The organism is Stenotrophomonas sp. STEN009 (genome assembly GCF_056760395.1).
The window spans coordinates 12,468-27,781 of sequence record NZ_JBRRES010000046.1 but is presented as its reverse complement, the minus strand read 5'-3'; the positions used below and the strand labels follow the sequence as shown (position 1 = coordinate 27,781).

Annotated in this window: 11 protein-coding genes; 4 read left to right on the top strand and 7 right to left on the bottom strand. The window is 67.3% G+C overall.

What is annotated here, in order from left to right; genetic code table 11:
* Positions 1 to 460: 460 nt before the first annotated feature.
* Together ACVOMM_RS16925 and ACVOMM_RS16920 are read right to left on the bottom strand one after the other, a co-directional pair.
* Positions 461 to 895, bottom strand: a complete 435-nt coding sequence (locus ACVOMM_RS16925) for an SseB family protein (protein WP_005411035.1) — start codon at positions 893 to 895, stop codon at positions 461 to 463.
* Between the two features lie 106 nt (positions 896 to 1,001).
* Entirely contained in the window at positions 1,002 to 2,045 is a 1,044-nt protein-coding gene (locus ACVOMM_RS16920; RefSeq protein ID WP_481526532.1) for a S41 family peptidase, read from the bottom strand.
* Positions 2,046 to 2,493: 448 nt separating this feature from the next.
* On the opposite strand from ACVOMM_RS16920, the gene ACVOMM_RS16915 reads away from it, so the two are divergent.
* Positions 2,494 to 2,931 (top strand): hypothetical protein, encoded by a 438-nt coding sequence (locus tag ACVOMM_RS16915; protein WP_476340425.1) that lies wholly within the window; start codon positions 2,494 to 2,496, stop codon positions 2,929 to 2,931.
* Between the two features lie 48 nt (positions 2,932 to 2,979).
* Here the strand turns inward: ACVOMM_RS16915 and ACVOMM_RS16910 are convergent, their stop codons facing one another.
* The 5 genes from ACVOMM_RS16910 to ACVOMM_RS16890 are packed head-to-tail and all read right to left on the bottom strand — an operon-like array spanning position 2,980 to position 8,624.
* On the bottom strand, positions 2,980 to 4,047 hold the full coding sequence (locus ACVOMM_RS16910; RefSeq protein ID WP_481526531.1) for an acyltransferase family protein: 1,068 nt from the start codon (positions 4,045 to 4,047) through the stop codon (positions 2,980 to 2,982).
* Positions 4,047 to 5,195 (bottom strand): N-acetylglucosamine-6-phosphate deacetylase, encoded by a 1,149-nt coding sequence (nagA, locus tag ACVOMM_RS16905; protein WP_481526530.1) that lies wholly within the window; start codon positions 5,193 to 5,195, stop codon positions 4,047 to 4,049. Before nagA ends, ACVOMM_RS16910 begins: the two co-directional genes overlap by 1 nt.
* Positions 5,195 to 6,223 carry an SIS domain-containing protein gene (locus tag ACVOMM_RS16900; protein WP_053519280.1) on the bottom strand — a complete coding sequence of 343 codons (1,029 nt, stop codon included), beginning with the start codon at positions 6,221 to 6,223 and terminating at the stop codon, positions 5,195 to 5,197. The genes nagA and ACVOMM_RS16900 overlap by 1 nt, the downstream gene beginning before the upstream one ends.
* A gap of 7 nt (positions 6,224 to 6,230) precedes the next feature.
* Positions 6,231 to 7,298: a LacI family DNA-binding transcriptional regulator gene (locus ACVOMM_RS16895; RefSeq protein ID WP_049466708.1), complete on the bottom strand. Its 1,068-nt coding sequence runs from the start codon at positions 7,296 to 7,298 to the stop codon at positions 6,231 to 6,233.
* A gap of 39 nt (positions 7,299 to 7,337) precedes the next feature.
* Positions 7,338 to 8,624, bottom strand: coding sequence for a sugar MFS transporter (locus ACVOMM_RS16890; protein ID WP_053519282.1), 1,287 nt, complete (start codon positions 8,622 to 8,624; stop codon positions 7,338 to 7,340).
* A 375-nt stretch (positions 8,625 to 8,999) separates the two neighbouring features.
* Between ACVOMM_RS16890 and ACVOMM_RS16885 the strand changes: the two genes are divergently transcribed.
* From ACVOMM_RS16885 to ACVOMM_RS16875, 3 genes are all read left to right on the top strand, one after another.
* Positions 9,000 to 10,016: a glucokinase family protein gene (locus tag ACVOMM_RS16885; RefSeq protein WP_053519284.1), complete on the top strand. Its 1,017-nt coding sequence runs from the start codon at positions 9,000 to 9,002 to the stop codon at positions 10,014 to 10,016.
* 143 nt (positions 10,017 to 10,159) lie between these two features.
* Positions 10,160 to 12,820 (top strand): TonB-dependent receptor, encoded by a 2,661-nt coding sequence (locus ACVOMM_RS16880; protein WP_053519286.1) that lies wholly within the window; start codon positions 10,160 to 10,162, stop codon positions 12,818 to 12,820.
* Positions 12,821 to 12,931: 111 nt separating this feature from the next.
* On the top strand, positions 12,932 to 15,289 hold the full coding sequence (locus ACVOMM_RS16875; protein WP_481526529.1) for a family 20 glycosylhydrolase: 2,358 nt from the start codon (positions 12,932 to 12,934) through the stop codon (positions 15,287 to 15,289).
* The last annotated feature ends 25 nt before the right edge of the window (positions 15,290 to 15,314 follow it).

The window sequence follows — 15,314 nt, the reverse complement described above, 5'->3', positions numbered from 1 at the left end:
GCCCTGCCCGATCAGCGGGCCCAGCGGCAGGCCCGCATCCAGCGACAGCGCCGTGATCGTCCACTGGAAACCGATGCCGTCGATCTGTTCGACGCCATCCAGCGTTTCGGCTACCAGCACGTCAGTGCCGCAGGGGGTGTGCAACCTGAGAAAGCGATCGTCGCTTCGCGGCGCTGCAAGCGCCGCGAGCAACGTCGCATGACGGAGGTGATGCGGAAGTCCTTCCATGAGCAACGCGCGTCCGGCTTGAAACGGGCCAGACTGTTCGGCTGCAGGGCACAGAAGAAAGAGTCAAAGACGACAACGCAGACATGCCAGCGCCGAGACTCACGCACAGCACTGCCAATTCTCTTTCGTTGAAAACCTCAAAGTGATCGTCGAATCACTTCTCAGCGGCAAACCCGGTCCTTATGCGACACCACATGTGAGCGCATCCGGATCCACCACCGGCACCGTGTGGTCAGTGCGCCATGCCCCGCGTGATCGCAGCAGCGCGCTGCTTCAACTGCGCCACGGCATCGGGAATCATCTCCATGCCCACGTCCAGGCCGGGGTTCAGCACCAGGCCGACACCGTCGCCGATTCCGGCCAGCAGCGCATGCACGGCGATCGGCATGGCATGCGCGAACTGCGGCAGCTGTTCGTGCCACAGGCCGGCACGCTCGGGGGCGGTGAACACCGCGAACATCGGCTCGCCACTCTCGCTGGTCAGCACCAGGGGCGAGATGCTCTCATCCCATGCGCCGTCTTCGCCGATGGCCTTGTCCAGCAGCACGAACGCCGTCGAGGTCAGCAGCCCATCGAGGAACTGCGACGCGGTCAGCGTGCCATCCTGGGCCTGCAGCAGGCGCACCTCGAGGTCGTTGAGGGGTTCGAACGGGGTGTCGTGGTCCATGGTCGCTTCCGCTACGTGATTGCAGGAGAGACTTTAACAGGCCGAGCCCTCGAGCGATGAACCGGTGTCAGCGGACCCTTCCGCGGCTCGCTTTCCTGCGTGCAGATCAACGCCCCGAGCAGGCGGGCTGGGCCAGCAGCCAGTCCTGCGCGGCCTGCAGACCGGACGCTCCGGGGGCGGTGGGCTGATCCGGCTGCAGCTGGCGACCGTCACCCTGCCCCCGGCGGTCGGTCATGACATTCACGGTCAGCAGCAGCATGCTGCCATCCACCAGGGGCACGGGTTGATTGCCGGTGGAATAGCCTGCACTGAGCTGGCCGAAACTGCGGCTGCCGGGCTGGCCGCGGAAGGCCAGCGCCACGGCCTCGCCCGAACTGGCAGTACGGGGGCCGAACACCACCGCGACCGGTGCGGGACCGCCGCGCAGCGCATAGGCCGCCTGGCGCGAGCGAAGCCGCGAATTCGCGCCATCCAGGACCTCTCCGTCGCGTTGTCGCCACGGCCGTTGCCCTTCGGCGCTGCGGAAGCCGCCGATCACGGCCCCTTCCTTATCCGGGGTGGCCTGCAACAACGGCAGCAGGCCCAGCAGCATGGGCCACATGTTGCCGCCGCCATTGCCGGACAGATCCACCACCCAGCCGCACCGCGTGCCGTCATCCAAGTCCACGATGCGGTGCTGCAGCGCCAGCGCGTAGGTTCTGCGAGCGTCATACCGTGCCTGCTCGCCCGCCTGAGGATCGTCCAGGAACGGGCTCACCTGCAGTACACCGACGCGCGCATCGGCCTGCCACGGCATTGGCGATGCCGCATCCTGGCCGGCCTTCAAGCGTTGCGCACGCCCGGAACGATGGCGTTGCAGGCTGGGCGGAATCCAGCGGCCATGGCCGCCCGTGCTGCGGGTAGCGGCGTCATCCAGCAACCGGCGCCGGTCGGCATCGTCGGTTGCGGCGGCCAGCGTCGCACGTACACCGGCCCAATCCACACGGTCGCGATACAGCGCGCGTGCCTCCAGCAGCTGCAGCATCTGCACCTGCGCCTCCGGTGAGGGCAGTTCAACCGCGGATGCCGAGGCCGTTGCGGCCATCGTCTGCGCAGCCCAAAGCACGACCACCGTCGCACCCGCGCGCCGCACTCCGTTGCAGATCTGCATACGACGTTCCTTGCCGTTGAGTCAGGCGCCCAGCATAGCGGGTTGATGATCGGCACGGCCATCGCGCAGGTTGTCGTATCTGACCTGGCTGGCAGCGCAGGCATTGCGCGATGCCGACACGGCGCTCCGGTCACGCGACAGATAGGCGATACGGACACACACATTGCAACTTTGCCCATGTCATCGCGCTGTGGACCGCGCGACGGTGGCATCTGCCAGCGCCCCTGTGCTGGCCGGGATTGGCGTCCCGAATGAAGCTTTTCAACGGCGGGCCTGCGACAACATCGCGGGCCCGAATAGTGCACCCTCCGTCGTTCTGCGGCGGGCGGTGCGTGGGGATCTCCGGATCCGCCGGCTTTTTCTCCGTTGAAAAGCTTCACCGGCACGCCAACCCGCACCGCCCGCCACCCTGCGCCCCGCAGGTGGCCTTGCCTGTGAGGTTGCCACCATGACCCTGCCCCATCCCACCCATCCCCGCCTGCACGCGCTGCTGGGCGACGCCCTGCCTGGGCTGCGGCTGCCCGCCGCTGCCGCCGACATCCTGGAAGATGCGCTGGCCGCAGCCCACGAGAACGTGCCGCAGCCTGCATTCTTCGCCCGGTTACGCAGCATCGCGCGCGGCGACGGTGCCAACGGCCAACCTTGGCCCGAAACGCGGATCACGGAAGCGAGGGCGCGTGACCTGGCCGGCGCTACGCGCTGCCTGGCCGCAGTGTCTTCCTGCGCAGGACTGCTGCTGGCCGCGCAGGCGGCGCGGGAGATGGACGATGCCCGAGCGCACTGCCCGCCGCAGGTGGAAGAAGGGCTGCTGCACGCGGTACAGGTGCTGGCCGATCACGCGGGGGCGCTGGTGGAGCCCGCAGCGGCAGTCCCCGGCGAGCAATGAGCCGAGCTGGCCCTGCTCCACCGCAGGTGCGTCCATACCCCGGCGCTGTCATATCTTGAGATAGATCCTGCGCCGGTCCAGCCACCACGCGACGCCCCACCACAGGGTGACGAAGGCCAGGGCCTGCAGCATCGACGCCAGCTCCTGCGCACCCGGCATCGCCGCCGCCAGCTGCTGCCAGACCCAGCCCCAGGCGCCGGTTGCCAACAATGCCACCGACATCACCGAGGCCCCCAGGTACGCGGTGATCGCGTTGACCCCAAAACGACGGCCCCACGCGGGCCAGCCCTTCTGGTCGATCAGCACATGCGCCAGCCACAAGGCCAGCGCCGCAAGACCTCCGGTCCACAGCACGTAGCTGGGCGTCCACAGCTGCTTGTTCAACGGCAGCACAATGGCAAGCAGCAGGCCGAGCACTGCCGTTGCGGCGCCCAATCCTGCCAGCGCCACGGCGCGACCGCTGCGCAGCAGTGCGCCGGCCAGCAGGCCCAGGGTGGTGCTGGCCAGCGCGCCCAGCGTGCTCAGCAGCCCTTCCGGGTCATGGCCAAGCCCGGTATCGGCGTGCCACTGGTAGATCCACGGGGCGAACAGCGCGGTATCCAGACGGCTGGCCGGGTTGGTCCATGGCGCCAGATCACCGAGGCCGAGCAGCAGCACGGTATAGCCCACCAGCAGCCCGACAAGCACCACGACCTGCACGTGCAGCCGCGCATACACCGCCAGCAGGCCAACCAGCGCCGCACACACCGCGATGCGTTGCAGCACGCCCCAGATGCGGAAGTGATGCGTATCCAGCGCCCACCAGATCAGCAGATGCAACAACGCCCCGGCTACCAGGATGCGCAACGCGCGCTCCAGCACGCCACGCGCCAGTGTGGGTCGCTTCGAAGCATCGAGCGCGCGCGGTGCCACGCTGAAGGCCATCGACACGCCCACCAGGAACAGGAAGAACGGGAACACCAGATCGGTGGGCGTGCAGCCATGCCAGTCCGAATGACGTAGCGGTGCGAACACCGCACTCCAGTCGCCCGGGTTGTTGACCAGCAGCATCGCCGCCACGGTGATGCCGCGCAGGGCGTCGATCGAGCCCAGGCGCGCTGACGGCGCAGCACTCATCAGGCGGCCTCGTACTGTCCGGCAATCCAGGTGCCCCGCACCTGCAGGGCATCGTCCAGCAGCACCAGGTCGGCCTGGTAACCCTCGGCGATGTGGCCCAGCCGGTCGTCCACATTGAGGAACTGCGCCGGATAGGTCGAGGCCATGCGCGCCGCTTCGGCAAGCGGCTGGCCGAGCAGGTGCACGGTGTTGCGCACGGCCGTGGCCATGTCCAGTGCCGAGCCGGCCAGCGCGCCAGCTGCGTTGCGCACCACCCCATCGACGGCAGTGATGGTCTCGCCATACAGCACATAGCTGGGATCATCGGCGCCGACGGGCGGCATCGCATCGGTCACCAGCAGCAGGCGGCCGCGTGGCTTGGCCGCCAGCGCTACCCGCAGGCTGACCGGATGCACGTGCACGCCGTCGACGATGATGCCGATCCAGCTGTCGCGATCTTCCAGCGCGGCACCCACCGCACCCGGCTCCCGGCCCTGCAGCGGCGACATCGCGTTGTACAGATGGGTGAAGCCGCGCACGCCGGCATCCAGGCCGGCGCGGATCTCTTCGTACGTTCCAGCGGTATGTCCAGCCGCGACGATCACCCCGCGCTCCACCAGTGCGCGAATCGACTCCAGCGGTACCCGTTCCGGCGCAAGGGTGAGCAGGGTCACGCCATTGTCCAGCGAGGCGGCCAGCGCGATCTCCTCCGCATCGGGCACGCGGAACTTGCTGGCGTCGTGGGTCCCCTTCCGTGCCGGGGCGATGTACGGCCCTTCCAGATGGATGCCGATGACACCGGGCACGCCTTGAGCGATGGCTTCGCGCAAGGCGGCGATCGCCTCGCGCATCACCGCCACGTCATCACTGATCAGCGTCGGCAGCATCGCGGTGGTGCCGAAACGGCGGTGCGCCTGCGCGATGGTGCGCAGGGCCGCCACGTCCGGCGTGTTGTTGAACAGCGCGCCGCCACCGCCATTGACCTGCACGTCGATGAAACCCGGCAGCAGCCAGCCGCCGCCGAGATCGACCTGCTCGGCCGCCTGGCCCACCTGCGGCGCGGCATCGGGGAGCAGCGCGCTGATCTTCCCGTCCTCGATGAGCACTGCCAGGTCATCGCGGAAATCATCCCCGACCAGGATGCGGGCATTGCGCAGCACGGTTGCCATCACACGGTCTCCGTGACCTTGTTCAGATGCGGCGGCAGGTCCGGGTTGAACCCGCGGCGCAGCGCCAGCGCATTGATCGCACGGTAGAAACTCTGCACGGTGAGCAGCGGAGCGCACAACGGATGCGGCGCGGCAGCCACCGGCAGGTTGCCTGCGGCGCCGGCCATCCATACCTGCGCACCACGCGCTGAGAACTCCTCCACCACGGCACGTGTGCCCGCGCCGGTCTCATCGGGCTGGGCGAAAGCCAGCACCGGGAAGCCGCGACCGACCAGCGCCATCGGGCCATGCTTGACCTCGGCCGAGCTGTAGGCCTCGGCATGCAGACTGCAGGTTTCCTTGAACTTCAGCGCCGCTTCCTGCGCGGCGCCAAGGCCGAGCCCACGCCCGAGCACGAACAGGTTGGTGGCGTCCACCAGGCCATCGGCCAGCGCCGTCCAATCGCACTGCCATGCCTCGCGCAACGCATCCGGCAGCAGCTCCAGCGCAGCGCGCAGGCCACTGTCCTGCTTCCAGTACGTGGCCAGCTGCAGCAGTGCCGCCAGCGACGCCAGGTAGCTCTTGGTCGCGGCCACACTCTTCTCCGGGCCCGCATGCAGCGGAATCACCGTATCGGCCAGCTGCGCCAACGGCGAATCCTCGACATTGACCAGTGCGACCACGCGCGCGCCGGCGGCCTTGGCCGCTTCGGCATTGCGCAGCAGATCCGGACTCTTGCCCGACTGCGAGATGACGATGAACAGTGCACCGCGCAGCTGCAGCGGCGCGGCATACACCGAGCCCACAGACGGCGAGGCGGAGGCGACCACCAGGCCCAGTTGGGTTTCCAGCAGGTACTTGCCGTAGGTGGCGGCATGATCGGAGCTGCCGCGCGCGCAGGTGACCACGAACGGGGGTGGCGCGGCGCGCAGGCTGGCAGCCAGCGTCTCCATCGTGGCGTGGTTGCGCGAGAACTGGCGGGCGACGACGTCGGCCGCTTCAGCGGCTTCGGCGAACATCAGGGTGGAGGTGGGGTCGGACAGCGACATGGCGGGCTCAGGCAGGATCGGAAGGGAGTGGGCGGGCGCCGGCGGGACGCATCGGCGCAGTCGACCCGCGCACTACCAGCTGCGGCACGAAGCCCTGGTTGTGCAGCGGTGCCGGCGCGTCGTCATAGGCATCGCTGCGCAGCTGCGCGATCAGCAGACGCGCGGCGTGGCGTGCGATGTCCTCGGTGGCCTGCTTGGCGGTAGTCAATGGCGGCCAGGACTGGCGCGAGAACGGGCTGTCCTCGAAGCCGGCAATGGACAGGTCGTAGGGCACGTTCATCCCCGCCGATTTGGCAGCGGCCAGCACGCCCGCAGCGATTTCATCGTTGGAACCGAAGATGGCGGTGGGCGGTTCGCGCAGCGCCAGCAGGCGGCGCGCGCCCCGGAAACCGTCGTCGAAGGTGTAGTCGCCCTGCACCACCAGATGCTTGTCCACGGTCATGCCGTAGTCCTTCAGCGCCGCTTCGTAGCCGGCATAACGTTCGCCGGAAGAGCGGTGCGAGCTGCCACCCCACAGGAAGCCGATGCGCTGATGGCCCAGCTGGATCAGATGCTCGGTGATCTCGTAGGCCGCTTCGCGGTCGTCGACGAACACGCAGGCTCCGTCCGCCGGGTCCTCGGTCGCCGCGATGATGCGCACCAGCTTGATGCCACGTGCGGTCAGCGCCTGCACCAGATCGCGGCGCTCGGACATCGGTGCGGTCAGCACCAGGCCGGCCAGGCGCGAGCGCTGTACCCAGTCGGCCAGTTCATCGGCCAACAGGGGCGAGCTCGAGTCGCAGGGATGGATCTGCAGGCCGAAGCCGGTCTCCCGGCACGCGGCCAGCACGCCGTTCTGCACGCCGATGATGTGGTACGGGTTGGGGTTGTCGTAGACCAGCCCGATCACGAAAGTGGTCCCGCTGCGCAGGTTGCGCGCGGACGGATCGGGCTCGTAGTCGAGCTCGGCGATCGCCCGCAGCACCCGTGCGCGGGTGGCCTGCATCACGGAGGGCTCGTTGTTGATCACCCGCGAGACGGTCTTCAGAGAGACCTTGGCCTTCTCCGCGACGTCCTTGATGGTCGCTCTGCGCATGGGTTTTCCCTGGGGTTGGCTGCCGTCCATCATCGCCTATCAGCGCTCCTGCGGCAGGCCGGCGCGGTGGCCGATGACCGAGTAGAACAGGATGTACAGGTAGCACGGCACCATCAGCAGCACGAACACCAGCTGGAAATCGATGTGCTGCTTGAGCACGGCGAACAACTGCGGAATGATCGCGCCACCGGCGATACCCATCACCAGCAGCGCCGAGCCGGTCTCGGTGAAACGGCCCAGGCCACGGATCGCCAGCGGGAAGATGGCCGGCCACATCATTGCGTTGGCAAAGCCCAGCAGGGCCACGAAGGCCACCGAAACGTAGCCGTGGGTGGCCCAAGCACCGAGGCAGAACACCACGCCCAGTACCGCCGAAACGGTCAGGTAGCGCGACTGCGAAACCACCCGGGGAATCAGCAGCAGGCCCACCACGTAGCCAGCCAGCATCGCCGCCAGGGTCAACGAGGTGAACATCTTGGTCTGGTCCAGCGGCAGGTCGAAGCCGTGGCCATAGGTACCGATGGCATCACCGGCCATCACTTCCACGCCGACATACACGAACAGGCAGAGCACGCCCAGCCACAGGTGCGGGAACTGGAAGATGCTGCTGCGCTCGGCTGCGCCGGCGGCCGTCGGGGTGGCGTTGGCCTCGGAGGACTTGATCTCCGGCAGCGGCGAGAACAGTACGGCGACGGCCAGCAGCACCAGCAGGCCGGCCATCGCCAGGTACGGTGCATGGATCTTGGCGGCGAACTCATTGAGCAGGGCCACCTTGGTGACCGCGTCGGCCGCCTGTACCTGCTTGTCCAGGTCACCGATGCCATGCAGCACCAGGGTGCCGATCAGCACCGGCGCCAGCATGCCGGCGATCTTGTTGCAGATGCCCATCAGCGCGATGCGACGCGCTGCGGTCTCGATCGGGCCGAGGATGGAGATGTAGGGATTGATCGCCGTCTGCAGCAGGGCCAGGCCGCTGCCGATCACGAACAGCCCGCCCAGCGCGCCGGGGTACCAGCGCTGCGTCGCGAATTCACCGAAGAGTGCCGCGCCGCCGGCCATCACCAGCAGGCTCAGGCTGAGGCCCTTCTTCATGCCGGTGCGGCGCAGGATCCACGACGACGGCAGGGCCAGGAAGAAATAGGACAGGTAGAACACCATCAGCACCAGGAAGGCGCCGACCTCGCTGAGCTCGAAGGCCAGCTTGACGAAGGTGATCAGCGGGCCGTTGAGCCAGGTGAAGAAACCGATCAGGAAGAACAGGACGCCGACGATGGCGATGGAGGTGGCCACGTTCGGGCGCGCGCTTGCAGCGGGGACGGCGGACATCAGGAGGGCTCCTGCGGCGACGGTCGCAGAACGCGGCGTCGGAGAGTGGCTGGGAACAACGTTGTCACATTCTTTCGATGGACAACGGCGGTTTGTCAACTTCCCTGCGCGGGGCAGCGCAGGCCATGCTGCATCGCGCAACCGCCGCGTGCGGTCGCGTGCTGAATGCGCTGGAGCCGTTGAGCCCCGTGCAGCAAGGGCTCCGGCGTGAAGGCGCTGTTCACGCCATGGAAACGTTTACCGCACACCCCATTCGTTGCGCCGCAGCAACGAAAGTGTCACGAACTCGTTGACATCGTTGTCAGCGGGGTTACAGACTCCGCCCAACAGCCGGCCTCACCCTCGGATCCGGCCCCCTCTTCAGCAGGAGCCCGCGTGACCGCCAGCCATCCCGCCCCGGCCCATGTCCTGTCCCGCGTCGCGCCCTCGTTCCTGGCCGCCGACGTCGGCGGCACCCATGTGCGTGTCGCCCGGGTCCAGGCCAGCGGCGATGCCGCCCATCCGGTGCAGGTGCTGGAATACCGCAAGTATCGCAATGCCGACCACGCCGGCCTGAGTGCGATCCTGTCCGACTTCCTGGGCGACGGCCCGCGCCCGGCGCATTGCGTGGTGGCCACGGCCGGTTATGCGCGCGAAGACGGGACGGTCATCACTGCCAACGTGCCCTGGCCGCTGTCCGCGCGGCAGATCGAGGCCGACGTCGGCGTACAGCAGGTCCACATCGTCAACGACTTCGAAGCGGTGGCCTATGCCGCGGCACAGGTCGACGCCAGCGGCGTCCTGCACCTGTGTGGGCCGGAAAGCGCCCCGCGCGGACCGACCCTGGTGGTCGGTCCGGGTACGGGCCTGGGTGCGGCACTGTGGATCCCGACCGCCCATGGCCCGGTCGTGCTGGCTACCGAAGCCGGGCAACCGACGCTGGCCGCCAGCACCGAACTGGAAATGGCCATCGTCCGCCACATGCAGCGCGAGCGCGCTCACGTGTCGATCGAGCACGCAATCTCCGGCCCCGGCCTGATGAACCTGTACCGCGCGGTGTGCGCCCTGCAGGGACAGCAGCCCACCCTGGCCAGTCCGGACGCGGTCACCGCCGCGGCGATGGCCGGCACTGATGCGCACGCACGCAAGGCGCTGGATGTGTTCTGCGGCCTGCTCGGCAGCACCATCGGCGACATGGCCCTGTTCTACGGCGCCCATGGGGGCGTCTATCTGGCCGGCGGCATCCTGCCGCAGATCCGCGAGTACCTGCGCACCAGCACCTTCGTCGAGCGCTACCTGCAGAAGGGGCCGATGGGCGAAGCACTGGCACGCATCCCGGTGAAAGTGGTCGAGCACGGCCAGCTGGGCGTGGTCGGTGCTGCCAGCTGGTACCTGCAGCAGTCGGCCGCCTGACACCGCAACAGGCTTCAACGCAATCGCAGCACGCAGTACGTGGCACGCCAATGCACGGGACATCGCCGCCGCCCCGCGCACGTCAACGCAACCGCAACCGAACACCGCCGCCGGCACCCAATCGAGTGATGAGGAGAGACATCATGAACACCCGCAAGACCCTGCTTTCGGCCGCCATCGTCAGCTGCCTCGCTTTCAGCGCACATGCCCAGCAGGCTGCGCCGACCGCAACCGACCTGGACACCGTGACCGTCACCGGCATCCGTGGCTCGATGGAGAAGTCGCTGGATACCAAGCGCGAAGCCAACGCGCGCGTGGAAGTGGTGACCGCCGAAGACGTCGGCAAGCTGCCGGCGCACAATGTGGCCGACACCCTGCAGCGCCTGCCCGGCGTCAACATCAGTTCGTCCAGCGCCGACGAAGGCGGCTTCGATGAAGCCGACCGCGTCAGCCTGCGTGGCACCAGCCCGAGCCTGACCCAGACCCTGATCAACGGCCACACCGTCGGCTCGGCCGACTGGTTCGTGCTCAGCCAGGGCAACAACGTCGGCCGCAGCGTCAGCTACTCGCTGCTGCCCTCCGAGCTGGTGAGCTCGGTGGAAGTGAACAAGTCCTCGCAGGCCAAGCTGCAGGATGGCGGCACCACCGGTACCGTCAACATCATCACGCGCAAGCCGCTGGAGTTCGCCAAGCCCTTCAGTGCGGAAGCCTCGGTAGGTGCGGTCCGTTCGGACCAGGCCAAGTCGACCGACCCGCAGTACTCGGCGCTGTTCAACTACAAGAATGACGCCAACAACTTCGGCGTGATGCTGCAGGCCTTCTACCAGAAGCGCGAGCTCCGCCGCGAGGCGCAGGAAATCCCGGGCGGTTTCACCCGGATCGGCGCCGATGATCCGGTGGCCCTCACCAATCCGGACCTGATCGGCGTGGCCGTCCCCGGCCTGCTGGGTTCGACCCTGTTCGAACAGACCCGCGAACGCAAGGGCGGGCTGGTGACCATCCAGTTCAAGCCGACCGATACGCTGAACCTGTCGCTTAGCGGCTTCTCCTCCAAGCTGGAAGCCAACAACTACAACCGCAATTTCATGCTGTGGGGCGGCAACTTCGCCAAGTCGCAGGCGCCGAACCCGGGCTACACCGTGACCGACGGCGTGCTGAGCAATGCCACCTACGCGGGCGTCCCGGGCACCAACTACGGTGTCTACGACATGATCTACCGTGAAGCCACGGCCAAGACCAACTACGTCACGTTCGACGCCGACTGGCAGATCAACGACACCCTGGACATGAAGTTCCAGGCCGGTACCACCAAGGGCACCGGTGAAACCCCGCGCCAGTTCATTGCTGAAGTCACGCTCGGCCAGGGCGGCGGTGCCAGCTGGGCAACGCACGGCGCCGGTTCGCCGGTGGACTGGAACATCGGCGGCGACATCAGCCCCAGCGGCGTCACCAGTTTCGGCACGTGGGGCAACCAGCTGGTCCGCGCCGAAGACAAGGAAGACTGGGCCACGCTGGACTTCAGCCAGTATTTCGGCACCGGCGTGCTGAACTCCGTGGACTTCGGCGTGCGCTTCGCCGACCACGAACGCGAAGCGCTCTCGCCGGAAGGTGCGACCCCGGGTGACATCTGGTCCGCACTGCAGGGCAGCGCCACCGCCAACTATCCCAGCGGCTTCGCCGGTGATGTCGGCGGCACCTTCCCGCGCAACATCTGGTACTACACGCCGGATGCACTGAAGAACGCGATCATCAACAACTCCACCTGGCTGGCCGGCAACGATGGCCCCACCGGCCGCCACAACTACGGTGCCGAGTGGAAGGTGAAGGAGAAGAACTTCGCCGGCTACGTGCAGGCCAACTTCAGCGGCGACTGGTGGAGCGGCAACGTCGGCCTGCGCTACGTCAACATCAAGCAGGACATCGACACCTACAACGCGGTCAGCAATGCCGCCGATGCCGATGTGAGCAGCCTGTTCGGCATGTGGGAGCGCACCGCCTTCCAGAACAAGCGCAACCGCGTCCTGCCCAGCGCCAACATCAAGTTCGACCTGGACGACAGGCTGGTGCTGCGCGTGGCCGCGTCGCAGACCCAGACCCTGCCGGATTATTCGGCCCTGGGCGCTTCGTCGTGGGGTTCGGACCTGAACAAGACCGGCGGCGGTGGCAACCCGAACCTGAAGCCGACCCTGTCCACGAACTTCGACGCCAACCTGGAGTGGTACTTCATGCCGCGCGGCCTGCTGTCGGTCGGTGCGTACCACATGGACATGAAGGACTACATCGCCTTCGACGTGGTCTCGCGCCAGCTGTACAGCGAACTGACCAACCAGCTCGAGACCTACCAGATCTCCACCCCGATCAATGCCGACGGCAAGGTCACCGGCGTGGAAGTGGCCTATGAGCAGCCGATCGGCGAGTACTTCGGCATCAACGCCAACTACACCTACGCCAACGGCACCACGGCCCACACCTGGTCCGACGGTTCGCACAACCTGCTGGGTACCTCGAAGAACACCTACAACGTGGGGGCCTACTTCGAGAACGAGCGTTTCGGAGCACGCGTCAGCTACACGCACCGCTCGTCGTTCCTGATCAGCCTGTCGGGCACCAACCCGTACTACCAGGATGATTTCGGCACGCTGTCGGCCTCGTTGAGCTACAAGGCCACCGACTGGCTGAGCATCAGCCTGGATGCGCTGAACCTCAACAACCCGACCTACAAGTACTACCAGACCGCGGCCATTCCGACGTCGTTCTACAGCAACGGCCGCCAGTACTACCTCAACTTCCGCTTCAAGTACTGATCCATCGGCCGCGTCATCGCCGAGTCGTGCACGCACGCCGGGCCTGGGTCATTCCGGGCCCGGCGTTTTTCATGTATAGCGTTCATCGCACCGTTCCAAGGAGTCGTTCCGATGGTCAAGCCCTTCCGCGCCAGGATGCACGGCGCACTGCTGCTGGGCAGCCTGTTTGCCCTGCTGCCGGCCCTGCCGGCCTTCGCCGCCGATCCGGTGCCCGCCGCTGAAGCTCCTGGCCCGCAGCTGCGCGCCAACAGCCTGATGCTGATTCCTGCCCCCGCCAGCGTGCAGCCCGGCCAGGGCAGTGGCATCACTGTGTCCGCCACGACCACGCTGTACGCAGACGGCGAGGCCGCACAGCGGGTCGCCACCCAATTCGCCGACCTGCTGGCGCGCAGCGGCGGCCCGCGCCTGGCGCTGGCTACCGGCAAGGCTGCGGCCAAGGCAGGCGGCATCCGCTTCCAGATCATTCCCACCTTCCGCGACAGCGGCGAGAGCTACACGCTGGACAGCACCGCGCAGGGCGTGCTGGTGCAGGCCGGCAACGAGACCGGCCTGTTCTACGGCGCAACCACGCTGGCCCAGCTGGCCACCGGCGGCAGCCAGGGCGCGCTGCCGGCCGTGCAGATCCAGGATGCGCCGCGTTTCCCCTGGCGGGGCTTCATGCTCGACTCGGCACGGCATTTCCAGAGCCTGGACGAGATCAAGCGCGTGCTTGATGCGATGTCCGCGCACAAGCTCAACACCTTCCATTGGCACCTGACGGATGACCAGGGCTGGCGCATGGAGATCAAGCGCTACCCGAAGCTGACCGAGGTCGGCAGCTGCCGCCTGCCGGCCGGCGATGGCGGCATCGATCCGGTGACCAGACAGGAGTACCCGTATTGCGGTTTCTACACGCAGGAGCAGATCCGTGAAGTGATTGCCTATGCAGCCAAGCTGCACATCCAGGTGATTCCGGAAATCGACGTGCCGGGCCATGCCACGGCCGCGATCGCCGCCTATCCGGAGCTGGGCTCGATCAGCACGCCGCTGAAGCCGATCAGCGAATGGGGCGTGTTCCCCAACCTCTTCAACGTGGAAGACAGCACCGTGACCTTCCTCGAGAACGTGCTGGAGGAGGTGATCGCACTGTTCCCGGCGAAGTACGTGCACGTGGGTGGCGACGAGGCCGTAAAGGACCAGTGGGAGGCGTCCGCGCAGATTCAGCAGCGCATGCGCGAGCTGGGCATCAAGGATGAGATGGCCATGCAGAGCCACATCATCAAGCGCCTGGAGACATTCCTGGAGGAACACGACCGGCGCCTGATCGGCTGGGACGAAATTCTCGAGGGCGGGCTGCCCCCCCAGGCTACGGTGATGTCCTGGCGCGGTACCGAAGGCGGCCTGGCCGCTGCCAGCGCCGGCCATGACGTGATCATGTCGCCGGTCGGCTACCTGTACCTGGACTACCTGCAGACCGCCTCGCCCAATGAACCGCCGGGCCGCCCCACGCAGGTCAACCTCGGCAAGCTCTACAACTTCGAGCCGGTGCCGGACGAACTGCCCGCCGACAAGCGCGGACACATCCTCGGCCTGCAGGCGAACATGTTCACCGAGCACACCCGCAGCTATGCGCGGCTGCAGCACAACCTGTTCCCACGCCTGGCGGCGGTGGCCGAGACCGGCTGGAGCCCGCCCGGGAAGCGTGACTTCCGCGACTTCCTGGCACGCCTGCCGTCACAGCTGCAGCGCTACCGCGCATGGGGACTCGCCTATGCACAGACGCCGTTCGAAGTGGGCGTGGCGTACCACGATGATCGCGCCGCAGGCACGGTGACGGTGTCGCTGGCCAACCCGCTGGGCTACGAGGTGCGCTACAGCACCGATGGCCAGCCGGTGACCGCGCAGTCGCCGCTGTACCAGCAGCCGCTGACCGCGAAGGTGCCCGCCACGGTACAGGCCGCAGCGTTCTACCAGGGCCGGATGCTGGCCGCAGAGCCCACCGTAGCCGCGTTCACTCCGCAATCGCTGCTCGCCCGCCGCAGCGACGAACTGCTCAGCTGCGTTGGCAACAAGGGCCTGGTACTGCGCCTGGAAGACGATGGCCCGCGCGAGGGCGCACGCGCGGCCTTCAACGTGGACATCTTCCAGCCCTGCTGGCGCTGGCCACAGGCGCAGCTGGACGGCATCGGCAGCGTGGAGGTGCGCGCCGGTCGCATCCCCTACTACTTCCAGCTGGCGCATGACGAGCCGAACCGTCGCTTCGAGAAGGCCAGGCGTGCGCACGGCGAGATGCTGATCCGCCGGGGCAGCTGCACGGGCAAGGTGCTGGCCGAAGTCCCGCTGCCGGCCACGCCCGATGCCGATGGCTTCGTGAGCCTGCGTGCGACGCTGCCGAAGGGCACGCATGGCACCGACGACCTGTGCATCAACTTCACCGGTGATACCCGCCCGGCGATGTGGGTGCTGGACGAAGTGACGCTGCAGAAGTAACCGGAAGGCTGTGGAGCCGGGCCAT